We start from the raw sequence: 23,673 nt of genomic DNA on the forward strand, positions 1-23,673 counted from the left end.
CCTGATTGGGCGGAGTATCCGCAGATGTGGTCATGTCTTATCTCGCAATCGATTCAATACGTGCCACGTCCTGATGCTGGGCGTGGGCGTCTTCGGTGAAGGTGTCGTTCAGTTTGCGGATCGAGTCGAGTGCATCGAGTGCCTCGTCCTCGCTCCAGCCGCTCAACATTTCTGCCAGGCGGCGTGCGCGTCTGTTCCAGATTTGTGTCAGTCGAACCTGACCGATGTCCGACACACAGACCCGCGACGCCCTTCGGTCGTCGGGATCGGGATGTCGATCGATATAGCCGAGGTCGACGAGGTCCGCGATCTGCCGGCTGAGGGCGGACTGACTGACGCACAGCCTGCTGGCGAGGTCGGTCTGCCTGCATTCACCCTCGGTCGCCAGGATGGCCAGAACTCCGGTCAGGGCCTGCGGCAGCGGTGAATCCTCGACTCCGGTGGTCACGGCCCGCTTCAGCGTGCGCCCGAAGAGGAAGACCTCTTCGACCAACGACTCCGCTGTCGTGGATTGAACTGCCATGAGTACTCCAACGCCGATGTCCATTTACTTGCTGTCTGCAACCATATATATACATACATGCGCTAAGCAAATAATATTCCTGTCTGGTGGATCACAGTGCTGGGTCCGCTGCTGATCGGGGGGATCCGGACGGATCGCGACGGGGATCGGCTCCCCGGATATGGATTTGTGCCTCCGATCGCGGTCGGAAATCCGAAACTGGGGAGCCGATCCGCGGTCGAGGGTGGCTACCGCGGGTAGAAGAACGACCGCCGGACCTCGAGCGCGACCGTGTCACCCGCCTCGGGACGCGGTCCGCGTACCGAGCAGCGGAAGTCCACATCGCCGGAGCGCACCAGAACATCGCTGGCGTCGCGGCCGAACAGCGACGAGGTGACGGTTCCCTCTATGGTGCTCTCGCGCTCGCCGTCGGTCACGAGCTCGATATCGGTCGGCAGGATTGCAACCGTCCCGGGGCCGGAGCCGTCCGCCGCGAGTGTGAGGGAGCCCGAGGTGAAGGTGCCATGGGCGACCGTGCCGTCGACGAGGGTGGCGTCGGACAGGAAGCGGGCGACGAACGCCGAGTTCGGGGCGCGCACCACGTCCTCGGGTGTACCGATCTGCGCGATGCTGCTCCGATCGAGGACGACCACCCGGTCGGCGAGGGCGAGGGCCTCGGTGCGATCGTGCGTGACGTGTACGACGGTCAGACCAGCTGCTCGCGTCAGAGATCTCAGCTCGAGGCGAAGCCGATCTCGCAGTGGCTCGTCCAGTGCCGACAGCGCCTCGTCGAGTAGTAGTGCCCGTGGCGAGCCGACCAGAGCGCGAGCGAGGGCGACGCGTTGCCGCTGGCCACCGGACAGCGTCGACGGGTCCCGGTTCTCGAGCCCGGGCAGCCCGACTAGCTCGAGCACGTCGGCGACCTTCTTCGTGCGCTCCGGCTTGGAGACCTTGGCCAGTTCGAGTGGGTAGGAGACGTTGCGCCCGACGCTGCGGTGCGGCCACAGGGCATGCTGCTGGAATACCATGCCGAGCTTGCGCGACTCGGGCGGCGTCGAGAGTTGTTCGCTGGCAACCACATCCGGGCCGATGGAGATCGAACCGGCAGTCGGGGTCAGGAAGCCGGCGACGGTTCGCAGCAGCGTTGTCTTGCCGGAGCCCGACGGCCCGACGAGTGCGACGAACTCTCCGTCGGCAATCTCCAGGTCGATGCCCTCCACGCCGACCGTGCCGTCGTGGTATCGGAGGCCGAGACGTTCGATCGTGATGGTGGACATCGGTTCTCTCTTCTCAGCGTTGGATCTACGGTCGCCCGGCTCGGGTGGACGCCACGAGGCCGAGGCCCGCGAATCCGACGAGCGCGACGAGTAGGGACAGGGCGGAGGCGGCGTTGTAGTCGCCGGCCTGCTGCAGGTTGAATATGGAGACGCCGAGGGTCTGTGTGCCCGGAGCGACGAGGAGCACCGACATGGTCAGCTCGCGCACCGCAGTGAGAGCAACGAGCACCGCACCGGTGACTGCAGCGGGGATCGCCATCTTCCACGGCACGTCCCACAGCGATCGAAGATGTGTCGCGCCGGAGGATCTGGCGACTTCTTCGAGTGCTGTCGGAGTGGAACTCAGCGGTGCTCGAACGGCCTGGACGACGATCGCGAGGAACGCCATCACGTAGGCGCACAGGATGACCCACTTCGTGTCGAACAGTCCGGTGTAGCGGCCGATGATCAACCAGCCCACCGCGATGACCAGACCCGGAATCGCCTGCGGCAGCATCGCCGCGAGATCCAGGCCGACGTTGTCGCGAGACCTGGTGCGGGTGGTCAGTACCCCGATGGCCAGGCCCAGGAATCCGCAGACGACAGCGGCTCCCAACGCCAGCGTCACCGAATTCTGAATTCCCACCAGGGTTCCCGGTGCGGTGACCGCGCTCTCGATACTCTGCAGCGTGAGGTTGCCCCAGGTGAGCGGCACGCCGGGAGCCGGAAGCAGGGCCTGCGTCGCCAACGCCAGGATCGGCAGGACCGTCAGAACGAGGCCGATGATCCACGCAGCGAGGCCCGCTGGAATTCGGCTGCGGCCCAAAGGAAGTAGCTGCGGGGCCGTGACCGCACCGTCGAGCTGAACGGAGCGACGCCCCAGAACGCGGTCGAGTGCGACCGCAACCACGGCCAGTGCGAGGAGCCCGATGCCGATGGTGGAGACCACCTCCAGTGGTCGATCCACGGTGCCCGACTGGACGTATCGGTACACCATCGTCGACAGGGTGACGTAGCGCTCGGGCAGTCCGACCAGCGCCGGGATGCCGAAATCGGCCAGATTGGACACGGCCGTCAACGTCAGCGACGCCAGGAGAGCAGGACGCAGCAGTGGCAGCGTCACATCGCGCATGGCTCGCCAGGGAGATGCCCCGGCGATCCGAGCCGCCTGCTCCAGATCGCCCGGTACGCGTCGGAGCGCCGCCGAAATGATCAGGTACGCAAGCGGGTACGAGTGCACGGTGAGCAGGAAGATGACGCCGTCGCCGCCGTAGATGTTCCACAGCGGTCCGCCGCCGAAGGCGTCGTTCCAGTACGAGTTGATCATCCCGCTCGGGCCCAGCAGGCCCGTCCAAGCGATCGCGCCGACGAACGGCGGAATCAGCAACGGGCTGAGCAGGATCAGGCGCAGCACCGATCGGCCCGGCAGATCGGTGCGATCGAGAACGAGGGCCATGATGGTCGCGATCACCACCGCCGCGGCTGCCGACACACCGGCCGACACGACGCTGTTGGTCGCGGCCGACGCGATTCCGCCGTCGAGCAGCTCCTGTATGTGGTTGCCGCCCAATCCGATCGAGACCACGGCCGCCAGCGGAGCGCCGATCAGGGCCAGTACGGCCAACCACAGGCAGGCGCGTACCCAGGTGACGCGGTCAGCCAAGAAGATCGTTGAACGTGGCGACGGCATCGGGCTGGGACGCGGTGATGGTGTCGAGGTCCGGGTTCAGTAGCTCGATGTCGTCGAGAGCGGGCGCGCCTTCCGGCGTGCCCACGTCGGACCGAACCGGCAGGTACTGCTGCTCGACGGCGATCTCCTGACCGCGCTTGCTGACCAGGAAGTCCACGTACTTCTGCGCGGCCTCCTGATTGGCCGAGTCCTTGAAGATTCCGGCCGGTTCGGAGATGTACGGGACGCCGTCGGTCGGGTACGACGCGGCGATGGGCGAGCCTTTCTCGGCCAACTCGCGCACCAGGTAGTCGACGACTATCCCGACCGGCTGGGTGCCGGCCGCGACGGCCTGAGCGACGGGGCCGTTGCTCTCGGCGACCACGGGTTCGTTGGCGACGAGATCGGTGAGCCACGGAAGGCCGAGGTCTTCCTGACCCAACCAGACGGCGGTGTTGAACGCTGCCGCGCCGGACACATCGGGATTGGGCAGCGTGATCCGGCCCTTGTACTGGGGGTCCGCCAGGTCCTTCCACGACGTCGGGGGCTGCGAGACGGTCCCGGTGTTGTACGCGATGACCGTCGGGATGATGCGGGTTCCGACGTAGAAGCCGTCGGGATCGACGACGTTCGGGTCGAGGGCGTCGACGTCGGCCGGGGTGTACTGCAGCAGCAGGTCGTCGGCCTTGTACTTCTCGAACGTGGGGGCGTCCGCGGCGAGCAGAACGTCGGCACCGATGGAGCCGGTCTGCCGCTCCGACGCGATGCGCGCGTTGAGATCGCCGGTGCCCGCGCGGAACACCTGCACATCGATCCCGGGGTTCTCTGCGGTGAACTCGGCATTGAGTGCGTCGATCTTCGCCTGCGGCTCCGAGGTGTACACCGTGAGAGTGCCGCCGGCCCCGTCGCCGTCTCCACCGGCTTCGGGAGCCGCAGGCTCGGAGCAGGACGCGAGGGTGAGAGCGGCTGCGAGACCGAGGATTCCACCGGTGGCAACGCGACGAACAGTGTTCACTTGGTACATCTCCTGGAAGCATCGAGCACGGAAGTTGCTCATGCTTCCGACCTGAATCGACACGCAGACATGTGTTGTGGGAACTGCACGTGTCGCCGGGGTGAACGACTCGATGGCTTCAGGGGCTGTGGATCTCGACCAGTTCTTCGATGCCTCGAAGATCCTCGGCATTGCGGGTCATCAGTCGAGCACCGTGAGCGTGTGCGGTCGCCGCGATCATCAAGTCGAGCGCTCTCGCTTGTGGGTGGCGGCCGCCTTCTCGAACCGCTGCTGCCAGCCGACCGTAGCTTCGGGCAACATTGGCATCCACTGCAAGAGGTTCGAAGCGGCGCTCGACCGCAACCAATCGCTGAAGTCTCAGCGCGCGCTGTTCGGATGTGGAAGCAACCAGAACTCCGAAGTGAAGTTCTGCCAGGCTGATGGCGCTGATCGCGACTTCCCCTGCGACGCGATCGAGCGAGTCTCCTATCAGGACGCTGGTGTCGAGCACCGTCCTCATCGCTGCCATGGGTCCTGCATCACGTCGTCGATGTCGATCAAATCGTCGGCAAGGGTCGGGTCGCGTTCCGAGTCGAAAACATCGGCGACGTCGTCGAACGTGTTCCATTGCTTTCGCTCTGCCGGCCCCAACAAGGCGCTGGGCCGTCCGGCGACCGTGATGAGCATCGACTCGCCTGCCTCCGCGCGCTTGACATAGTCGGACGCGTGCTGCCGAAGCTCTTTCAATCCGATGGACTCCATATCGAAAGGGTAGCACTTGTGCTACTCGCAGTTCGGGGTTGTCGTACCCCTCGCCTACTCTCTCGACCACACACATCCGGGGGGACATCATGAGCAACCGCAGATCGCGCAGCAGAAAGACCAGTCGCAAGGCCTACATACAGGCTCCGCGTGAAAGGGAAGCCCTTTTCTGGCCGACCATCCTTCTCCAATTCTCCGATTGGCTGATCGAGAATAGCTGGGCCACAGACCAGTTGACGGCTTTGGCGGCAGCGATGACAATCGATCGATCGGTCCGCGAGCGGAACGTGAGCGTGTACGGCGCAGATTTTCCGATCGACATGTTCTGTCTCGATGATCACGAGTACTTCGACTTCGATGAATATGAACAGTCGCCGAGAGAGCGTGACGAGATCCGCCGCGCCGTCCATCTGTTCGGTAGGTTCGTCATCGCTGAGCGATTGTCGCCATCTCAGAACGAGGAGATCTCGAGGGAGATCGGGTCCTCGACTGCAGTCGCGCCGGTGCCCAGTTCCTCGGTATCGCCAGGGCGCGCAAGCCCACTGAGTACACCGATAGTCGTCTCGCTCCTGCAGCGTTTGTCAACGTGGGCTGCGACCGAGCGCTGCGCGACATCGGCCCGCATCGACTACTGGAACGACTCGGCCGAGATCGTTGCTGCGCTTGGGATTCCTGGTTTCGACAGTGTCGCTACACAACCGGACTTCATGGCGATGGTGAATTATCGATCGGTGTTGGATACCGCCCGTAGGGTCGGTGTTCTCGAGAACGCGGGCCAGAATTACACCCGCGGACCCGAAGCCGGTGCTTGGGTGGTGTCTCCGAGTGCAGACCGAACTCGCGCCGCCGTGGTCGAGGCGTACGGATCCTGCTTGACGCCTGTGTACGACTCCGGCGATGATTCCGTGCAGTCCGAGCTCGTGGCAGGCTCGGCTTTGGCGACCACCGTGCTCGCGCGCAGCCTCGTCGGTGATCCGGTCGGGGAGTCGGAGGGTGTCGTCCTGGGGACGATGTCCGACCGCAAGTTGATCCAGACCGTCACGACACTCCGGTTCATGTCGATGTTCGACCTCGGATTGCTCGTCAAGGTGAACGACAAGTTCTGCGTACCTGACCCTCTGGCACCCCTGTTGCTCGAGGCGCTCGATCGGGATCGTCTGCGGCGCACAGGGCGCGCCTCATGACCTGATACGCGGCCGGTAGCCCATTCTGGTTCATGAGCCGAGTGCGTGTACCGCGAACTGCCGTCCCCAATCCGGTCCGGCCCCTTCACGACCCAGGGTCGACGGCACAGCGCCGATCAGAGTCAGGAAGTCCAATGTCGGTCGAGCGAGGTATTGGGCGTACGGTCTTTCCCTCTCGGGGATCCTCCATCCGAGCGCCTCGAGGCTTCGGAAGACGAGCGAATTGCGTTCGTCTACAGAGCAACTCGCCGCGACCGACACCAGGAGCAGAACGCCCGCGTCTTTCTCGTACTGCTCGCGCCCAACGGGCATCCGAGCCGCGGCGTGTGACCACAGGCGGACCGGGTCGGTAGCGAGGGTGTTGCCCAAACGGGTGCGAAGAAGCTGCCCCTTCAGCACGCGAACGAGTCCGAGTTGCGTCACAGCAGCCCGAAGCCAGTGCACCTGTTGATGGTCCACCTCGCGGTTGGAGTTTCCGAACCATCTGGTACCCCACTCGAGCTCGGTACGCATCGCACCGACGTCCTTGGGCGGCAAGTAACCCGCAGCAGTCAGAGTGATTCCGTCTTCGCCCACGCGCGCCAGCATCCACATCAGCTTCTCCATCGCCGACGCCGCCACTGCGGGGTCCACCTGTGCCACATCCACATCGACGCGTGCGAGAACATCGGGAAGATCGGGGTGATACTCGAGGGGCCCGCGTTCGAGAAGCGAGCCGAGTTTGGGTAGCCGTTCCCGTACGCGACCGGCCAACTCCGTCACCGCGCGCCGCAACGCGATTCTGTCGTTCGCGTCGGCCACCGCGAAGCGCTCGTCGAAGTCGCCCGCCCAGAGCTTCATGTGGTCGTGTTCAGGATGATCGGTATCAGCGAGAACCTTCAGCAGTTCGTCGTAGCCCGACGAGCCGCCGCAGTCTTCGGGTGGGCAGGCGCGGCCCCCGTCCAGACAAGCGGCAGTACCGGCAGCAGTCGATATTTCTTCGACGACCAGGTGGTGTGTCCATCCGTCACCGAAGTCGTACTCGTACCCGAGACGATCCCCGACGGCACCGAGGACGTCGTCGACTCGAACGCCGTCCTCGGGCGTCCCGGTGCCGTCGTCCCACTCCTCGAGCGAGGACTTCATCTCGTAGCGTCGAGTGCTTCGAAGAGGATCGTCGCCGACGAAGAACATGTGCAGATGTCTGTCTTCCCAACCCATGACGTCCTGAATGACGTCGTGGAGCTCGGGCAGTGTGGCGTCGGAGGCGATAGTGAATCGCCGTCACACCACCGGCTCGACGTCGGCCAGAGTCACCCTGATCGTCAGCATCGTCAGGATCGTCCATCATGTGCGAGATGTTCGTCGAGCACGTCCCCGCGGGGACGTTGTCGGCGATACAGTCCGGGCATGGATGTTCTGCGCGCGATGCCATTGCTCACAGTCACCGATCTCGATGCGGCGCTGGACAAGTACGTCCAGGTCACCGGCATGGAGGTGGTGATGAATCACGGTTGGATCGCCACGCTCGCTCCGTCGGGCGACAGTGCGGCGCAGCTCAGTCTGATCACCGCCGACCCCACCGGGCCGGTCAATCCGTCGGCATCGATCGAAGTGGACGACGTGGACGCGGCGTACCGGGCAGCGATGGACGCCGAACTCGAGATCGTCTACGAGATCACCAACGAGGAATGGGGAGTCCGCCGATTCTTCTTTCGCGATGCTGGCGGCAACGTCGTGAACGTGCTGTCTCACCTGTGATCGGGATGCAGCAGTTCTCCGTGCCGGATTCCGCGAACGGTGCGGGTGGCCACGGTGAGCCAGGCGGCGAGCAGTAGGACGTACAGGGCGACGGCCAGAGCCTGCACCGCACCGAAGTTCAGCGCATGACCCAGGGCAGTCGCTCCGGTGACGCAGGTCCCGATGGGGAACGTGAACGACCACCACGTCAGCGAGAACCCCAAGTTCCTGCGTGCCGCGTGCACGGTCAGAGCTGTCGCGAGCGCGAACATCAGCATTCCGAAGCCGCCCATGATCAGTCCGTAGCCGATACCGAAGACGTGTAGCCCGACGGCGATCGACGACTGTGCACCGGTGAACACCATCGATGCGTCGGTGCCCAGCAGGTTGGCCGCCGTGATCGACTGACCGATCAACCCCAACGTGATCCACACGGTCGGCGCGGCGTCGACGGGCGGCAGACCGCCGTGCAGCAGGCGCCCGTAGATCAGAGTCAGCGTGATCATCCCGACGATCAGCGACAGCCCGAACATCGCATAGCAGGCGCACAGCAGCGCCAGCCGCCACTGGCCCTCGGGCAGATGCGGAAGCAGCAACGCCCCTGTCGACGCCGACACCATCGGCGGAACGACGGGCATCAGCCACGCCGGCAGGGCTGCGACGTCGCGATGATCGGACGCGGTGATCATTCGATACGGAACGACGACGCTCGTGAGCAGACCGGCGATCGTCCCGGCGATCCACAGGCCGGCGAACAGCGTGGTGGCTGTGGTGGGGCCGAGCACGTCCGCGCCGAGCAGTCCCGCTCCCGCGCCGACGGTGAGCATCGCCATGGGCGGAGCGCCGTAGAACTGCACCATCACCGGGTGTCGGGCGTACTCGACGGCCCGGTCGCGGTGCCCGATCCAATGCCGCGCGAAGGCTCCACCGATCACGACCAGCGCCGTAGCGGCGATCACCCATGCCGCAACGGCAAAGACGTGCAGTGCGGGAAACTGCACGGGCAGAGTTGAGGCCGCACTGGCGACGATCCCGGTACCCATCACCGCGGCGAACCAATTGGGGGTGATGTGCTCGAAAGTCCTGGGACGCACAGCGGGGGTGAGGGCAGTGACGGTCATGACTTCAGCCTGCCCGTAGCCGATCACGTCCGGTAGGTGCCGAAATGTTCGTTACCCATAACTGAAAGTTATGACTGAGTCTTCGCTGCAACGGACAATAATTCTGCGGCGGGTCCGGTGGGGGTGCGGCCGGACGGCCAGATCGCCCTCAACTCACGACGGAGAGTCAGTCCTGGGATCGGTACGCGGACCAGGGTTCCCGCGGCCAACTCGGGGGCGACGGCCAACGAGCTCAGCACGGCTCCGCCGATTCCCGCACCGACGGCGGACTTGATCGCCGTCGTCGAGGAGACCTCGAGAAGCGGCGACATCGGCTGCCCGAGACCCGCTGCAGCCACAGCGCTTTCGTAGGCCGAGCGCGTTCCCGACCCCGCCTCCCGCGTCACCAGTGCGGTGGCGACGATCTCGGCGGCCGACGGCGCGGTGACTGCCCAGGCGTGATCAGGTGCCACCACCAGTACCAGCTCGTCGGTGGCAACGGTCCGATGATCCAGATCCGCAGGTACAGTCGGACTTTCGATGAAGCCGAGGTCGGCGGCTCCCGCAAGCACTCTCTCGGCGACCACTGTGGAATTGCCCGACGTGAGGCTCGGCACGATGTGCGGAAGATGCGTGTGGAGCGTGACCAGCCATCGGGGCAGAAGATATTCTGCGACAGTCTGACTCGCGGCGATCTGCACATGGCCGACGCGTTCGGCGTGCAACGTGGCGATGGCCGTCGCCAGGTCCTCGGCGGACCGCACGACCGGCGCTGCCCAACTCGCGACCAGCTCGCCGAACTCGGTCAGCACCGTTCCGCGTGCGCCTCGTTTCAGTAAAGGAGCGCCGACCCGTCGTTCCAGCGCACGGATACGCGCGCTGGCCGCGGGCTGCGACATGCCGTGCGCTCGACCCGCTCGCCCGATGCTGCCGAGCTCGGCGACCGACAGCAGCAGGTCGATGCTGGTGAGATCGGCAACGTGAGGGGGGAGCGGCACAGGGCGAGCGTACGACGACCCGAGTCAGAACTCGCTGAACAGGTCCAACTCGCCTTCGGGGTCGGTGGCCCCTTCGATGTCTTCGGGCTCGTCGTCCGAGTCCGGGGCGCGCTCGTGCAGCACCGAACCCACCAGCGCGGTGACGTCGATCGCGGCGGGATCGGGAATGGGGTGCCCCTCGACGAAGGCGAGTCGCTCGGCCGACAGGTAGGCCAGGCGCACGGCCTGGACCACGAGGACGCGTCGTAGACCCTCGGAGACCTCGCCGCGTTCGCGAGTGACGGCAGCCAGCCGTGAGATGGTCTCGGCGCGGCGCGCGATGCGGATGTCGGGGTGCCCGCGCTCGCGGCGGGTCTGCTCGGAGATGAGCGACCGACGCAGCGACGCGGGGAGTGCAATGGGCTCCGAGACCGGCGGAATCTTCTCGTTGAGGATCGCCTTGTGTCGCGACTTGTCGATGGCCTCGAGGTACGCGGTGTACTCGTGCGCATTCAGATCACGCTCGGCCGCGCGGAATTGCTCTGCGCCGTCGGACTTCTTGAGATCCTCGTACTGCCACAGCGGCCAAATCTCGATCTCCGCGACCTCGAAGACGTCGAGTACCCGCATCGCGACGGCGTCGGTTCGCTGGTTGGTCAGATGGCGCTGCACCCGGACGCTGAGCTTCTCCTTGGTCTGCCCCACGTAGATCGGCTCACCGTCGTAATCGTAGAACGCGTACACGCCCCATTTGGCGGCTGACCACACTCGGCCCTGATCGTCCTTCTCGGTCAGCACTTCTCGCAGTGCGGTGCGAAAGGACTGTACGTCGTCCGCGGGAAGGGTGCTCTTGCGCGGCGCGACGGCGGACGACCGCAGCGAGGACTTACCGTGACTGGACATGTGCCGCAGTCGAACTCAGGGTCCCGCTGACCAGCGGCATCAGATAGTGCTCGGCCAGCCAGGCGACCACGGGAACGCACACCGCATCACCGAAACCGAAGAGCGCCTGGTTGTTTCGCAGCCCGTCGAGTGAGTACTCGCCGGCACCCATCAGGCGGGCGTATTCGAGTGGCGTCATCCACCGCACCTGCAACCGGCCGTTGCCCATCTTGACCACCGCTTGCTTGGACGAACCGCCGCGGGCGGTGCGGAGGCAACCGGAAATGTCGTCGGGGCGAGCTTCCCAGACGGCGACGCCGTTACGGGTGCGTCGGTAGGCGGTGCGGTAGCTGACCTTGCGGGCCTTCTTCAGAATCTCGATGCGCTGCAACTGAATCGGCGACAAGGACTGCACGAATGCTGCGGTACGGTCTGCATCCCACCACCGCTCGTCGCGGTAGTCCATGCGCTCGACCAGATCACCGAGGCCACTGGTCAACGGAATCGGCGGACTCGGCAAGGGTGCCCGATGGGTCAGCAACGTCGAATCGCCGTACACCGCCTGCAGCCAATCCGGCCGAAGCTCACTGTTGGGATCGCGTGCATCCTCCGGGGGATTCTGCGCACCGACCAGGAAGAGACGCGGACGCGACTGCGGAACGAAGCGTCGGGCATCGATGGTCAGGACATCCACGGAGTAGCCGAGTTCGTTGAGCTCCCGGACCGCTGCGGCCAGATCGTCTCCACCGTGGCTGGTCGCCAGCCCGACGACGTTCTCGAGCGTCACCACCTCGGGTCGAGCATCACCGAGCTCGCTCAGTACCCGCGTGAAATGCCGAAAGGTCGAGGAGTTCTTGCCCGCGAGCCCGGCCCGGCCGCCGGCCAACGACAGATCGGTGCACGGAAACGATGCCCACGCCAACGACAGACCCTCGGGCAGATCGTCTCCTCGAGTGCGTGCGACATCGCCGAGCTGAAAATGGCCGGCATCGTCACCGAAGTGCTGGCGGTACATGTGATGCTTGTCGCGCTCGATGTCGTTGGCCCACGAGACCTCGAAACCGGCCTGCTCCAAGCCCATTCGCACCAGGCCGATACCGGCGAAGAACTCCGCGACAGTGTGGATCCGACCGAGCGCAGGTGCCGAAGAACCACCCGGCACCACAGTCAACTTCGGCATGCACCCAGGCTAGTACAGAGCTCCGACAAGCTTGGTTATGCAGTGGTCGCCAGCGCCGCAGCCAAGCCGAACGCCACCGCCAGCAGGCAGATGTGCGCTGCGGCTCGGCCCACCGAGTGCTCGACGGTGGATCGGTGCGCGGCGACGGTGGGTAACCACGTCCGACGGATTCGGTGAGCGGACGCGATCAGGATCACCGTGACGAGAACCTTCGCGAGAACGATTCGGCCGTAACCGGTCTCGACCACGGCAGCAAGACTGTCCAGTTTCAGGACTGCGTCCAGCACCCCGGTGGTGGCAACCCCGACGACGCACCAGAACGCGACTCGCGAATAGACCGGCAACAGCGTCGCCCACGCGGATTTGCTCCGTAGGCTCAGCGCCATCGCACCCAGGACGCCGAGCCACACGGACGCGCACACCACATGCACGGCGACGGCAAAAGACCCGAACGTGAACTGAGACATGTGCCCGGTGATCGGCCGAGCGACCAGCGCAAGGGATGCCAGCACGACCACCGGAATCGGTGACCAGCTCGCCCTCAGCCTATACCCGGCCACCCCGATGGCGCACAGGGCGAGCGTCAGGATCACCGTCGCAGAACCCAGACGGCCCACCGAGATCGAGGTGGCGAACGTGGCGAAAGCGCTGGGCGACAACGTCAGCGGCGTGCGACCGGCAGAATCGGCTGCCGCGGCGGCCAGCAGAACGAACTCGGCCACCGCCCACAGTCCCGACAGGTAGCCGATCGCGCGCCACATCACCGGCGGGTCCACGGCGGGGCGTCGGGAATCGGAACTGGCGTCCAGGACGGCGAGAACCCCGAACCCCAACACCACCGAACCCGACGCCACCGCGATCACCCGCAGCCACGAGGACCCACCGGGAAAGGTGGAGAACGCCAGCGCGAACGCTGCCGCGACCCCCACCAGCGCCGCAGCTGCGGCGGCGAGTACCAGCCGAACGCTTCTCTCGCCCACCGCAGCCACGTCGGTGCTACTTCCGCGTCTTGGGCTTACGGAGTGCGAACCCCAATGCCCCGGCGAAGGCCAGAACCGCCACGGCGATCAGCGCGATGCGACCGTAGCCGCCGAGGAACGAGCTCTCGGACTCCTCTGCGCTTCCCGACGCGTCGGCGGGTGCCCCTGGTGTCCCTGACCCCTCCTGCGTCAGCGTGAACGACGCTGTGCCGCTGACCGGATGGCCATCGGCCGAGGTGATGCGATACGCGAGGGTGTACTCGCCGACCGGCCCCAGTTCGCCGACGTCGACGACGACGCTCTGGCCCTCGATGCGCGCATCGCCCTTCGACCAGATGTTGCCGTCGGGCCCGACGACGTTGAGTGTGGCGAACTGCGACTGCGGCACCTCGTTGAAGGACACGGATGCCGTCGCCGGAGACGCGTCCAGGGAGGAGCCGTCGGCCGGGCTGTACCCGGTGACCTGCGAGTGCGCCGAGGCGATCGGTGCGGCGATCAACAGCATCAGCAGTGCTGCGACCGAGACGACCAGCGCCCTCGTGGACAGGACCAGTGATCTCATGAGCGCCGCGCCCTGATCGTTGCACCGATGCCAAGACCTGCGCCGACGGCACCGAGCACGAGCCCGACACCGGCGAGCCAGCGGGCGGTGTTGTCCTCCGACGACGCTTCGGAGGTGGCGGTGGTCTCGGTGTGGGCGCTGCCGTGCGCATCCCCACTGCCGGCCGCGGCGAGAGTCAGGGTGGGAGCGGGCAATTCGGGCTCGCTACCGTCCTCGGTCATCGGCTCGTTCCAGTCGACGACCTCACCGTCGGTGTAAGTCTGGGTGGCCGGGAACGAGACGGTCTCCTGCTCGGGCAGCGGGCCCGCCGAGAGCAGGAACTGCTGGAACTGGCCCGGCCCGACCTCGGAACCGGGGTTCGCGGTCCACGTCACCGATACCGCGAGATCGGCGGAGTCCTTCTCGACGGTGGACGTCCAGCCCGGAACGGGCTGTGTGCGAGCGGAATTGAGGCCGGGGAGGGTCACCTTGACCGAACTGGTCGAGGCGGTATCGGACTCGGTGGGAACGCGGAACGTCAGCACCGAGTAGCCGCCCTGCGCGGCGTCGGGAGCGGAGACGACGACGTGCGCGGACGCCGCGCCTGCGCCGATCAGCAGTGCGCCGACGGTGGCTCCCGAGACGAACAGGGCACGGGAAAGAGAGCTCTTCATGGGTTGGGTCATTTCTGTGCAGAGAAGCGGAAAAGGATGTCGGTCAGAACGCCGACCGCGAGTGGAGCCCGCGGAACGAGCAAGACGACATCGGGGGACCGCGACGAGAAATGGCCCAGTCCAGAGCGGCACCGTCTACCGACGGAACCGCAACGGACGTGGACACGCGACCGACGGCGGAACCGTCGGGCAGGGGAGTGAGGAGCGCGAGAATCGCTCGGACGATGGACGTGATCGGGCCGTAGAGGCGCTCGGCCGTGGCGATCATCAGGCCGGTGACGACCGAGGCGGCCGCGTGAAAGGCGATCATCGCTGTGCTGGGAAGTAGAGAGTGGTTGTGCATGTCGGCCGTACCGCCGAGGCTCAGCGCGATGTGGGCGACGAGTTGTCCGCCCAGCAGAGCGGGAAGCAGCAGGACGGTCGAACGTCTGGGCAGGGCCGTCATGGCACCCACCCCGATGCTGACGACGACAAGCAGAGCCAGTGCGGAACCGTCGGGCCAACCGCCGCCTGCCATGCCGTGAGCGGCCACCGCGAGCGCCGCGGTGACGATACCGACAGCTCCGCCGCGAAGCGGGGCGGCAGAGCTGTCGGTCATCGGTTGTGCAGGGTTCAGCGCACGCCGAGGCGGGCGAGCAGATCGGCCTCGATGCCGTCGAGCTCTGCGGAGATCGCGGCGTGCGCGGTCTTGCGGCGAGCGGGCGGCATCTGCTCGGATGCGCGGACGGCGGTGGTCAGATCGTCCAGACGCTCGCTGATCGCGGCACCGAAGCTCTTGGTCTCGGGATCGGAGTGGCGCGCACCGATGGTGTCGAGCGACTTCTCGGCACCGGCGATGCGGGCACTGAGCTTTCCGCCGTGGCCGGTGTATTCGCTGAGCTGGTCGGGAGCGACACCGAGCTGCTGTGCCTTGCGGCTGTCCAGCTGCGCGCGAACGACCGTCGCACCGCGGTAGAGGATGGGAGCCAGCACCGGAATCAGCAGTCGAGCGATGCCGAGGTACTTGCGGATCTGAGCCACGCTGAGCGTTCCCTGTACCGCGGCCTTCTGCTGCGCCTTGAGAGCGGAGACCTGGGCCTTCTCGACGTTCTTCTGCGACTTCGCCTCCACCGCGCTGAGCTTGCGCTGTGCCTTGGCGATCGACTTCAACTGCTTGCGCTCGTTCTTCGCGCCCAGCTTCGCTTCGAGTGTTGCCTTGTGCTTGAGCGCCTTGGCCTCTGCCTTGCGAGTGGCTCGACCCTTACGCTTGCGGAACAAACCCATCGAAAAGGCTCCTGACGTGTGCTGCTAGGCGGGACAGTGCGTTACCCACACCCTATCGGGCGCTGATCTGTGCAGGCTGTCGGAGGGCTGACCTAGTGTCTAACAGTGTGAACGGTCAACGAGGCGCGGCAGCCACATCACCTGTGCCCGTGCTGCTCGATGCCGGATCGTTGACGCGGTGCAGGCATCGGCTCTATCTCGACACCGCGTATGGATCGTTGCTGCGCGGTGAACCCGAGAACCCAGGGGTGCGGCAGCGTCGAGAAGCAGCTCAGGCGCACCGCGAGAACGTCCGCGCGCAGCTGGCCGTGGACGATTCGATGCGGTGGATCGAGATCGACGAACCCACCGCCCGAGGGGCCGCCGACGCGACCGTCGCCGCCTGCCGGGCCGGCGTGGAACGCATCTGGAACGCGGTACTGCCCCTCGAACGCGATACCGGTCGACGCGGGCGGAGCGAATTGCTCATCCGTGACGCGGCGGGCGGATACATCCCGGTGATCGTGGTCAACCACAAGGTCACCGACCCCGGCCGTGGGGCGCGCACCACCCCGCTCGACCAGTGGTCTCCGGCGATCGACGAGACTCGAAAGGTGCGCAGTCAGCTGCGCGATCAACTCCGGCTCGCGCACCTGTATCGGATGCTCGCGCACGAGGGCCTGGCCACGGCCACACCCGTCGGCGGCGCAGTGGGCTACAAGGGTGAATGCATGCTGGTGCACGATCTCACGACGGTCCTCGACGAGTACGACACCCGCTTCGCGGACCGGCTCGCGGTGGCCCAGGGCGTCGCGTTCACCGTGCCCTCCCAGGTGAGCGAATGTCGTTCGTGTGCATGGTGGTTCGACTGCAAGCCGCAACTCGAAGCCGTTCGGGACGTGTCGCTTGTCGCCTCCGGGTCCCGCGCCGAGGTGTTGCGCAGCGCGGGCGTGCGCACCATCGACGAGTTGGCGCAGTGGACCGGCCCGGCCCCCGAGGAGTGGCCGTTCGGAAACTTCGACGACGCCGTGTCCGCCGCGCTGGCCTGGCGAGCGGACGTGCCGCTGCTCCGGCGCTCGGAGACCGTCTCGGTGCATCGCGCCGACGTCGAGGTGGACGTGGACATGGAGAGCTACCAGGAACACGGCGCGTATCTGTGGGGCACGCTGCTCACCGAGGCAGGCGGCCCGCCGCCGTCGTATCGGGGTTTCGTCACCTGGGATCCGCTACCGACCGTCGACGAGGGTCGCTCGTTCGCGGTGTTCTGGAACTGGTTGATGGATACCAGGGCCGACGCGGCTGCGCGCGGCAAAACCTTTGCCGCGTACTGCTATTCGCGGCAGGCGGAAGACAAGTGGCTGCTCGACTCGGCACGCCGTTTCGCGGACGTTCCCGGGGTTCCCACCGAGGCGCAGATTCGCGAGTTCATCGACAGCGAGCAGTGGGTGGACATCTACCAGGCCGTGAGCGATCAGTTCATCTGCCCGAACGGCAAGGGACTGAAGAAGATTGCGCCGGTCGCAGGATTCGCTTGGCGTGACGACGAAGCCGGCGGCGAGGCGTCGATGGGGTGGTACCGGGAAGCCGTCGGATACGACGCCGAGCCCGACCACACGCAGCGCGAGCGACTGCTCGTCTACAACGAGGACGACGTTCTGGCGACGAAAGTGTTGCGCGAGTGGATGTCCGACCGCGCCGAGAAGGAAATCCCGACGGTAGCGGATCTGCGCGCTCGCGCGTGACCCCGCCTCGATCGGCGGGGCCACGCGCCGGTGGTCAGAGGTTAACGCGGAGCCATGCGGATCGCGCCGTCCATGCGGATGGTCTCACCGTTGAGGTAGTCGTGCTCGGCGATCATCTGGACCAGCTGCGCGTACTCGCTGGGCTGAGCCAGGCGCGACGGGAACGGCACCGAGGCCTCGAGGCCCTGACGGTATTCCTCGGTGACGCCTGCCAGCATCGGGGTGTCGACGATGCCGGGGGCGATGGTGTTGACTCGAATGCCCACCTGGGCCAGGTCGCGAGCGGCGGTGATGGTCATCGCGTGTACTCCGCCCTTGGAAGCGGTGTAGGCGATCTGGCCGATCTGGCCCTCGAACGCCGCGACCGAGGCGGTGTTGATGACGACGCCGCGCTGGCCCGCATCGTCGACGGTCGACTGCGACTGCATCCGGTTCGCGGCCAGGCGCATCACGTTGAACGTGCCGAGCAGGTTGATGGTGATGACGGTGCGGAACAGCTCGAGATCGTGCGGCCCCTTCTTGGACAGAATGCGGCCCGCCCAGCCCACGCCCGCGCAGTTGACGACGATGCGCAGCGGCACACCGGATTCGACGATGGTGTCCAGTGCCGCCTCGACCTCGGCCTCGCTGGTGACGTCTGCCGGAATGAGAGTCACCCCGGCCGGGACGCTGTCTCCGGCCCGCTCGATGGACTGCGGCAGATCGAGACCGAAGACGGTGACGCCCGCGGCGGCCAGACGTGCGGCCGTTGCGGCTCCGAGGCCGGATGCCCCGCCGGTGACAAGTGCTGCTGTTCCTGAAATCTCCACGTCGTACGATCCCCTTCGCTCACGGTGGCGGGCCGCGGCACAGGCTGCGACCTCGTAGTCGCTTGCACCATAACCGGCGGGGCACCTCACCCGCCCTCAGGCACCCTGGAGTGGGGCCTACTTGATTCCGCTGCGCGCGAATCCGGCGATGAAGTATTTCTGGAAGAACAGAAACAGCAACGCCATCGGCACGACGTTGATCAGCGCGAACGCCATCGTGGCACCGTAATCGCTGTTGGCCTGGCCCTGCAGGTACAGCAGGCCGATGGGGAGGGTGAACAACTCGTTCTCCCGCAGTGCGATCAGCGGCCACGCGAAGTCGTTCCACGATTGCAGCAGGCTCATGAAGGCGAGGACGGCGATCAGTGGCCCGGACAGCGGCAGCACGACGCGTCGGAAGATCTGCCAATGCCCGGCACCGTCGAGTCGGGCCGCCTCGAGCAGCTCACGGGGAATGCCGAGCATGAACTGACGCGCGAGGAACAGCCCGAACGCCGTCGCCGAACTCGGCAGGATCACCGCCCAGTACGTGCCGTACAGACCGAGTCCGACGACGATGCGGAACAGCGCCACCATGATCACCTGCACGGGCAGTACCAACGTTGCCAGCGCGATGAAGAACAGCGGCGTCGAGAATCGGAACTTCAAGTGCGCGAACGCATATCCCGCGAGCAGACTTGTCACCACGGTGATGATCGTGACCACGACGGCAATGGCGATCGAGTTGCCCAGCCACGTCGCGACCGGGAACGAGTCGAACACGCGGGTGACGTTCTCCCACGTCACCTGGCGCGGCCACAGCCGTAGCTCACCCCCGCCCAGCAACTCCCCGCGAGTCGAGAACGCCACGGCCAGCATCCAATACAGCGGTGCGACGGTGATCAGGCCGATGACGGCGATGATCACGGTGCGCAGCACCAGTGCGCGGCGAGCCGACGCGTTTCTGGGCCCGCTCATTCGACCAGATCCTTCGTTCGGCTCGCGCGCCACTGCGCGGCGGCGAAGGTGAGGGCGAACAGGAACAGCACCATGCCGATCGATGCGGCATAGCCCTGATCGCGGGTGACGAAGCCCGTCTCGTAGGCGTAGGTGACAAGCACCGACGTCGCCCCGCCCGGTCCGCCGCCGGTGAGGACGAAGACCAGATCGAACACCTGGAACGAGTAGATGACGTTGAGCACCAGCAGGAAGAACGACGTGGGACCCAGCAGCGGCACCGTCACGTTGCGGAAGCGCTGAAATGCGTTCGCGCCGTCCAGCCGGGCCGCCTCGTACAGATCGGGACCGAGACCTTGGAGCCCGGCCAGGTAGATCAGCATGTTCAACCCGGTGCGCCACCACACCGTGGCGATGACGATCGACGCGAAAGCGGGCCCGGGAGAAGACTGCCAATCGATGGCAGGCAGCCCGAGGAAACCGATCAGATTGTTCAGCACGCCCGAGTTCTGGTCGAACACCAGAATGCCGATCAGGCCGGTCGCCACGCCCGAGACGGCCATCGGCAGGATCACCAGTGAGCGCCACAGCGGCCGCGCCGGCAACGCGGAGTTGAGGAGGACGGCCGCGATCAGACCGAACAGCATCGACAGCGGAGTGACCAACGCCGTGAACAGCAGGGTGTTGATCAGCGCCCGCCAGAACAGCGGATCATCCACCAGGCGTGCGTAATTGGCTGCCCCGACGAACTCACCTGCACCGAAGCCGTCTGTCTGCTGCAGGCTGACGACAAACGCGGCGACGAGAGGAACGAGGACGAACACGGCCAACAGTGCGTAACTGGGGGCCAGGAATCCGGCGGCCGCGAACGCTTCCTTCCTGGCCCCGGCGCGTTTGGTCTTCGCTCGTACTACAGCCGTCATGCGCCGGTGACCCCGGCGATTCCGCTCTGCAACGCCGAGACGGTGGCAGCGGCATCCTGCGAACCGGCGAACGCAAGATCGAGTTGTTCCTTCAGAACCGGAATGATCGCCGACATCGACGGCGACGCCACCTGAGCGGCATCCTGCGGCTGCACCGTAGTGGCCTGAGCTGCGAAGATCGGTGCCAGCTCCGACCGGATATCGAACTCGAGGTCGGAGTTGAGCAGATCGGTACGCGTCGGCAGCAACGAGGCGGCCCTGCAGAAGTTGCGCATCTGTTCCTGCTGGGTGACGAACTCGAGGAACGACGCCGCCAGTTCCGGCTGCGAGGTCTGCGACGTCGCGACAAGTGCGTTGCCGCCGAAGTCTCCGCCGCCCCGGCGATCTCGGGGAGCGTAGGTGGCCGTCCAATCGAAACTGGCCGTCGCATCGGCGTCGGGCAATTGGAACGCACCCGACCACACCATCGCCACCGATTGCGAGAACCACGCCTCGCTGGCGTAACTCGACGACGCGATGGTGTTGTTCGCCGGCACGTAGCCGTTCGAGAAGAAGGACGACGAGAATTCGACGGCTCGGCGCGCCTCGTCGGAGTCGATCAGTGGAGTCTTCTGGTCCTCGGCCAGGAAGGACCCGCCGGCCTGGAACAGCAGACTCAACCAGCGGGTGACACCGTTGCCCTGCCAGTTGTAGGCCCACGGGTACTTGTCGGCCGGCAGCGAGGAACGCAGTCGGTCGCCGATCGACGCCAGCTCGTCCCACGTCCAGGCGTCGTCCAGGCTTGTCGGAACCGAGTCGATACCGGCCTGCGACAACAGGTTTCGGTTCACCAGAATTGCCGAGGTGTCGGTGTGGTGCGGTAGGCCGTAGGGGATTCCGCCGTTCTGCACTGCGGCCCACGCTGTGGGCGTGAACTGATCCCGCGTGTCCGACGCCAACAGCGGCGACAGATCCAGCAGTTGGCCTCGGCCGGCATATGCACCGAACGTGTAATACGGGACGCGGAAGATGTCGGGTGGATTGCCCGCCTGCAGCTGGGCGTCGATGTTGGTGAACATCTGCTCGTACGGCACCGCGTTGAGTGTGATCGTCGACCCGGGATTGGCCGCCTCGAACGCGCTGATCGAGTCTCGGAAGCCGGCCAGCTCGGCATCGGTACCCCAGGTGGTGAACGTGAGTGTGCCCTCGGTCTGCTGCGACGGGCTGGATCTGACGAAGCCGCATCCGGCCAACAGCAACGGTACTGCGGCAGCACCGGATCCGATCAGAAACGAGCGACGATCGAGTGCCATGAAAGATCTCCGTTCACCGGCTGCAGCTGTACAGACCGACTGGTCCGCCGCAGAGTAGCCAGGGGAGCAGCGGTCCAAACCACTGTTCAGCGCCGGACGTGACCGGCTTCGTCGTACTCGACGCGGTGCGCACCGTCGCCCAGGTCGTCGAGCAGAATCGTCGCCGCCGCCGTCCGACCGGGCGGTAGAAGGCGGACCGTGACCGCGCCCGCCTCGGCGGCATCGAGAGCACCCGACGCGGCGGCCACGATGCGTTCACGCGCGTCGTCGTCGAGTACGTCCGGGGATCGGTCGTCGAGCATCATCACCTCCACCCCGCGGGCCCGAGCGGACCTGGCGGCGCGAGCGAGATCGGGTCGCACCAGACCTCGGGCGCGGAGGGAATCGCGGAGCTCGGCTTCGAGGAGTCGACACGCGAGGACTTCCTCCTCGGTGGGATCGGGGCCGTCGGCGATGCGCTGCAGCAGCGGCCGGGCCAACGCGTCGAGACTGGCCAGGCGAGCGTCGCGTTCCTCGAGCACGGCCGCCGCCGCGGCCTGGGACGCGATACGCACCGTCGACTGCTTGCGCAGCTCGAAAATTGCGGCGGCCAAGGGACGAATGGTGAAGGCGAAGAACGTCGCCATCAACAGCGGCGCGATGTTGATCGCGCTGAACGAGAGCCCGTACAGAAATCCCTGACCCGTCACCACCGCCCACCCGATGGCCACCGACATGGTCAGTGCCAGCCCGAGCCACGCGGCGAGTGTGCGACCGCGCACACACATGAAGGTGTAGATCACCAGCGGCATGCCCAAGGGCCACGTTTGCAGGCTTCCGGCAAGCGGTACCGGCACCACTGCGAAGACCAGCGCGGCTGCCACCGGACCCGATGCGGCCATCAGTGCGGTCGACCGCACGCTCGGCGGGTCACCCGGCGCTCGGAGCAACAGGATGACCGCAGCGGAGAGCACGAGCACCGCTACGTACTCGGGCCACACCGCGGACACCCCGGTCAGGGTCGAGGTTGCGCACACCAGGCACGCGAGGACGAAGAAACCGGCAACCCCGTACGATGCCGTCGACTTCATCGACAGCAAATCGCGAACGTCCTCGCCGTTCATCGCTTCCACCCCAATCGCACGGTGGTGCCTGCGGTGGAGGATTCGATCTCGGCCGACCCGCCGTCGAGTTGACGCATCCGGCCTTCGATGCTGACGGCGACGCCGAGTCGGTGGGGCGGCACCGAACGTCGATCGAAGCCGACGCCGTTGTCCTGAACGGTGACCTGCAACGTCGACGGTGCCAGCCGGGCGGAGACCGACCGTTCCGATGCCTGTGCGTGAATCAGACTGTTGCGCAGCGCTTCTGCCAGTGCCGCGGCGATGGCGCGTACCGTCTCGGCCGGATATTGCTCTGTCCGCTCGAGCGCGCCCTCGTGCACGGTGAAGTCGATCGACTCGTCGACTGTCGTTGCGGCAGAACGAAGCTGAGCCAAAGCCTCGTCGGCCGAGAACGTTTCCGAGACGGTGCCGGTGGTCAGGTCATCGAGATGCCGCAGAGCCGAGCGGGCTTGACGCGCCAGACTGGGCGTGCGGCCATGGCGGGCAACAGCGAGGAGAGAAGACATGACCTCGTCGTGGATCAACGCGTCGAACCGCTCGCGCTCGACCTCACGCGCGGTGGCCGCAGCCGCCCGGGCGGCGTCGTTCTGAGCCGAGGAGATCGTGGCGTCGAGAATGCGTCCGGTGCGCACCGCGGCGAGTGTCGCGGCAACGAACACCGTGCAGAACATCATCGCGAAGACTATGTCCGCGAACACATTGCTGCGGGGGAACGGTTCTCGCACAGCCTGATTGGTCAACTGCACGATGACGACAGATGTGGTCATGTGCGCGAACGCCGGAACTGAATGCCACACCGTCGCAGCGGCGAGTGCCGCCAGGCCGGGAAATGCCGCAAGAAATGTCCCGGCTTGATCGAACGTCTCGCCGTCCCAGGCAATCCACCACAGCACCGCCATGATCGGGAACGCCAACGCGGCGACGGAACCGGCAATGCGGATGACCCCGATGCTCGGGTGAAAGGTGGAGGCCGCGAACGCGAAACCGGTGCCGAACACGATGGCAACGGTGACCGGAGTCCACCATCCGGGAACGACGTTGCTGGTGCGTGCGATATCGGGGATCAACAGCAGCAGGTACGCCCCGTAGCCGACACCGACGAATCGGCCGATGATTCTGATCAGCCGGTCGGTCGAGTGGTGCGCCGCGTCGGTCGTACTCACCTGCTGCTCGTTGTTCATGCACCCCTCCCGGGAGAGGAGTGTA

General features: G+C 65.9%; 25 protein-coding genes. 3 read left to right on the plus strand and 22 right to left on the minus strand.

Annotated elements, in window-relative coordinates; translation table 11 throughout:
* Positions 1–37 precede the first annotated feature (37 nt).
* The 6 genes from R3P95_RS16280 to R3P95_RS16305 all read right to left on the minus strand — a co-directional run bounded on the left by R3P95_RS16280 (position 38) and on the right by R3P95_RS16305 (position 5,183).
* A complete protein-coding gene (locus tag R3P95_RS16280) occupies positions 38–523 on the minus strand; it encodes a MarR family winged helix-turn-helix transcriptional regulator (RefSeq protein WP_068045167.1) in 486 nt (161 codons plus the stop codon).
* A 227-nt stretch (positions 524–750) separates the two neighbouring features.
* Positions 751–1,779 (minus strand): ABC transporter ATP-binding protein, encoded by a 1,029-nt coding sequence (locus R3P95_RS16285; protein WP_317548847.1) that lies wholly within the window; start codon positions 1,777–1,779, stop codon positions 751–753.
* 25 nt (positions 1,780–1,804) lie between these two features.
* Entirely contained in the window at positions 1,805–3,448 is a 1,644-nt protein-coding gene (locus R3P95_RS16290; RefSeq protein WP_394855430.1) for an ABC transporter permease, read from the minus strand.
* Positions 3,414–4,451, minus strand: coding sequence for an ABC transporter substrate-binding protein (locus R3P95_RS16295; RefSeq protein ID WP_317549072.1), 1,038 nt, complete (start codon positions 4,449–4,451; stop codon positions 3,414–3,416). Before R3P95_RS16295 ends, R3P95_RS16290 begins: the two co-directional genes overlap by 35 nt.
* 109 nt (positions 4,452–4,560) lie before the next feature.
* The gene (locus R3P95_RS16300) at positions 4,561–4,950 is read right to left on the minus strand and encodes a type II toxin-antitoxin system VapC family toxin (protein WP_317548849.1); all 390 of its coding nucleotides are present in this window, start codon (positions 4,948–4,950) and stop codon (positions 4,561–4,563) included.
* The gene (locus R3P95_RS16305) at positions 4,938–5,183 is read right to left on the minus strand and encodes a type II toxin-antitoxin system Phd/YefM family antitoxin (RefSeq protein WP_149407682.1); all 246 of its coding nucleotides are present in this window, start codon (positions 5,181–5,183) and stop codon (positions 4,938–4,940) included. The genes R3P95_RS16300 and R3P95_RS16305 overlap by 13 nt, the downstream gene beginning before the upstream one ends.
* A 254-nt stretch (positions 5,184–5,437) precedes the next feature.
* Here R3P95_RS16305 and R3P95_RS16310 point away from each other — a divergent pair, with 254 nt between their 5' ends.
* On the plus strand, positions 5,438–6,367 hold the full coding sequence (locus R3P95_RS16310; RefSeq protein WP_317548850.1) for a hypothetical protein: 930 nt from the start codon (positions 5,438–5,440) through the stop codon (positions 6,365–6,367).
* Positions 6,368–6,397: 30 nt separating this feature from the next.
* On the opposite strand, the gene R3P95_RS16315 is transcribed toward R3P95_RS16310, so the two are convergent.
* Complete coding sequence (locus R3P95_RS16315) at positions 6,398–7,618, minus strand: plasmid pRiA4b ORF-3 family protein (protein WP_317549073.1); 1,221 nt, start codon at positions 7,616–7,618, stop codon at positions 6,398–6,400.
* Between the two features lie 138 nt (positions 7,619–7,756).
* On the opposite strand from R3P95_RS16315, the gene R3P95_RS16320 reads away from it, so the two are divergent.
* The gene (locus R3P95_RS16320; RefSeq protein ID WP_269596347.1) at positions 7,757–8,107 is read left to right on the plus strand and encodes a VOC family protein; all 351 of its coding nucleotides are present in this window, start codon (positions 7,757–7,759) and stop codon (positions 8,105–8,107) included.
* Here R3P95_RS16320 and R3P95_RS16325 read toward each other — a convergent pair.
* The 9 genes from R3P95_RS16325 to R3P95_RS16365 all read right to left on the minus strand — a co-directional run bounded on the left by R3P95_RS16325 (position 8,098) and on the right by R3P95_RS16365 (position 15,683).
* Complete coding sequence (locus R3P95_RS16325; protein ID WP_317548851.1) at positions 8,098–9,207, minus strand: TDT family transporter; 1,110 nt, start codon at positions 9,205–9,207, stop codon at positions 8,098–8,100. The genes R3P95_RS16320 and R3P95_RS16325 overlap by 10 nt on opposite strands.
* 68 nt (positions 9,208–9,275) lie before the next feature.
* Positions 9,276–10,184 (minus strand): LysR family transcriptional regulator, encoded by a 909-nt coding sequence (locus tag R3P95_RS16330; protein ID WP_317548852.1) that lies wholly within the window; start codon positions 10,182–10,184, stop codon positions 9,276–9,278.
* Positions 10,185–10,208: 24 nt separating this feature from the next.
* The gene (locus R3P95_RS16335; protein ID WP_317548853.1) at positions 10,209–11,066 is read right to left on the minus strand and encodes a GIY-YIG nuclease family protein; all 858 of its coding nucleotides are present in this window, start codon (positions 11,064–11,066) and stop codon (positions 10,209–10,211) included.
* The gene (locus tag R3P95_RS16340) at positions 11,050–12,225 is read right to left on the minus strand and encodes a DNA cytosine methyltransferase (RefSeq protein ID WP_317548854.1); all 1,176 of its coding nucleotides are present in this window, start codon (positions 12,223–12,225) and stop codon (positions 11,050–11,052) included. The genes R3P95_RS16335 and R3P95_RS16340 overlap by 17 nt, the downstream gene beginning before the upstream one ends.
* A 35-nt stretch (positions 12,226–12,260) precedes the next feature.
* Entirely contained in the window at positions 12,261–13,214 is a 954-nt protein-coding gene (locus R3P95_RS16345) for a copper resistance D family protein (protein ID WP_317548855.1), read from the minus strand.
* 7 nt (positions 13,215–13,221) lie between these two features.
* The gene (locus tag R3P95_RS16350) at positions 13,222–13,767 is read right to left on the minus strand and encodes a copper resistance CopC family protein (RefSeq protein WP_317548856.1); all 546 of its coding nucleotides are present in this window, start codon (positions 13,765–13,767) and stop codon (positions 13,222–13,224) included.
* On the minus strand, positions 13,764–14,420 hold the full coding sequence (locus tag R3P95_RS16355) for a YcnI family copper-binding membrane protein (protein ID WP_317548857.1): 657 nt from the start codon (positions 14,418–14,420) through the stop codon (positions 13,764–13,766). Before R3P95_RS16355 ends, R3P95_RS16350 begins: the two co-directional genes overlap by 4 nt.
* Before the next feature lie 43 nt (positions 14,421–14,463).
* Entirely contained in the window at positions 14,464–15,018 is a 555-nt protein-coding gene (locus R3P95_RS16360; RefSeq protein WP_317548858.1) for a hypothetical protein, read from the minus strand.
* Between the two features lie 14 nt (positions 15,019–15,032).
* Positions 15,033–15,683: a DUF6474 family protein gene (locus R3P95_RS16365; RefSeq protein WP_037186611.1), complete on the minus strand. Its 651-nt coding sequence runs from the start codon at positions 15,681–15,683 to the stop codon at positions 15,033–15,035.
* Positions 15,684–15,790: 107 nt separating this feature from the next.
* Here R3P95_RS16365 and R3P95_RS16370 point away from each other — a divergent pair, with 107 nt between their 5' ends.
* Positions 15,791–17,404, plus strand: a complete 1,614-nt coding sequence (locus tag R3P95_RS16370) for a TM0106 family RecB-like putative nuclease (protein WP_394855431.1) — start codon at positions 15,791–15,793, stop codon at positions 17,402–17,404.
* A gap of 41 nt (positions 17,405–17,445) precedes the next feature.
* On the opposite strand, the gene R3P95_RS16375 is transcribed toward R3P95_RS16370, so the two are convergent.
* The 6 genes from R3P95_RS16375 to R3P95_RS16400 all read right to left on the minus strand — a co-directional run bounded on the left by R3P95_RS16375 (position 17,446) and on the right by R3P95_RS16400 (position 23,648).
* Positions 17,446–18,213: an SDR family NAD(P)-dependent oxidoreductase gene (locus R3P95_RS16375; RefSeq protein WP_068045041.1), complete on the minus strand. Its 768-nt coding sequence runs from the start codon at positions 18,211–18,213 to the stop codon at positions 17,446–17,448.
* 117 nt (positions 18,214–18,330) lie between these two features.
* Positions 18,331–19,170, minus strand: a complete 840-nt coding sequence (locus R3P95_RS16380; protein ID WP_317548859.1) for a carbohydrate ABC transporter permease — start codon at positions 19,168–19,170, stop codon at positions 18,331–18,333.
* A complete protein-coding gene (locus R3P95_RS16385) occupies positions 19,167–20,072 on the minus strand; it encodes a carbohydrate ABC transporter permease (protein WP_068045035.1) in 906 nt (301 codons plus the stop codon). The genes R3P95_RS16380 and R3P95_RS16385 overlap by 4 nt, the downstream gene beginning before the upstream one ends.
* Positions 20,069–21,364: an ABC transporter substrate-binding protein gene (locus R3P95_RS16390; RefSeq protein ID WP_149407690.1), complete on the minus strand. Its 1,296-nt coding sequence runs from the start codon at positions 21,362–21,364 to the stop codon at positions 20,069–20,071. Before R3P95_RS16390 ends, R3P95_RS16385 begins: the two co-directional genes overlap by 4 nt.
* Positions 21,365–21,450: 86 nt before the next feature.
* Positions 21,451–22,467 (minus strand): hypothetical protein, encoded by a 1,017-nt coding sequence (locus R3P95_RS16395; protein WP_317548861.1) that lies wholly within the window; start codon positions 22,465–22,467, stop codon positions 21,451–21,453.
* A complete protein-coding gene (locus tag R3P95_RS16400; protein WP_317548862.1) occupies positions 22,464–23,648 on the minus strand; it encodes a sensor histidine kinase in 1,185 nt (394 codons plus the stop codon). Before R3P95_RS16400 ends, R3P95_RS16395 begins: the two co-directional genes overlap by 4 nt.
* Positions 23,649–23,673 lie beyond the last annotated feature (25 nt).

The sequence above is a fragment of the Rhodococcus cercidiphylli genome (assembly GCF_033042225.1).
GTDB lineage: Bacteria > Actinomycetota > Actinomycetes > Mycobacteriales > Mycobacteriaceae > Rhodococcoides.